The sequence below is a fragment of the uncultured Rossellomorea sp. genome, assembly GCF_947488365.1.
Lineage (GTDB): Bacteria > Bacillota > Bacilli > Bacillales > Bacillaceae_B > Rossellomorea.
In genome coordinates this window covers 1-384 of the sequence record NZ_CANKZT010000022.1, presented here as the reverse complement: position 1 = coordinate 384, position 384 = coordinate 1, and the positions used below count along the sequence as shown (strand labels likewise).

The 384-nt window shown below is 50.5% G+C and carries 4 tRNA genes; all 4 read right to left on the bottom strand.

From position 1 onward, the window contains the following. Position 1 precedes the first annotated feature (1 nt). Positions 2-77 (bottom strand) — tRNA-Val (locus tag Q1B03_RS22035). A 40-nt stretch (positions 78-117) separates the two neighbouring features. Further along, positions 118-192 (bottom strand) — tRNA-Glu (locus Q1B03_RS22030). A 19-nt stretch (positions 193-211) separates the two neighbouring features. Beyond that, positions 212-303: transfer RNA gene (locus Q1B03_RS22025), tRNA-Ser, on the bottom strand. Between the two features lie 6 nt (positions 304-309). Next, a tRNA-Asn gene (locus Q1B03_RS22020) sits at positions 310-384 on the bottom strand.

Genomic DNA, 384 nt, shown 5'->3' with positions numbered 1-384 from the left:
ATGGTGGAGGATGACGGGATCGAACCGCCGACCCTCTGCTTGTAAGGCAGATGCTCTCCCAGCTGAGCTAATCCTCCATTATATTCATTGTTTTATTTCATCTTTGGAAAAAAGTGTTGGTGACCCATACGGGATTCGAACCCGTGTTACCGCCGTGAAAGGGCGGTGTCTTAACCGCTTGACCAATGGGCCTTAATAAGAAGAAGTGTTATGGCGGAGAGCAAGGGATTTGAACCCTTGAGACAGCGTTAACCGTCTACACGATTTCCAATCGTGCTCCTTCGGCCACTCGGACAGCTCTCCATATAATGGCTCCGCAGGCAAGATTCGAACTTGCGACCGATCGGTTAACAGCCGATAGCTCTACCACTGAGCTACTGCGGA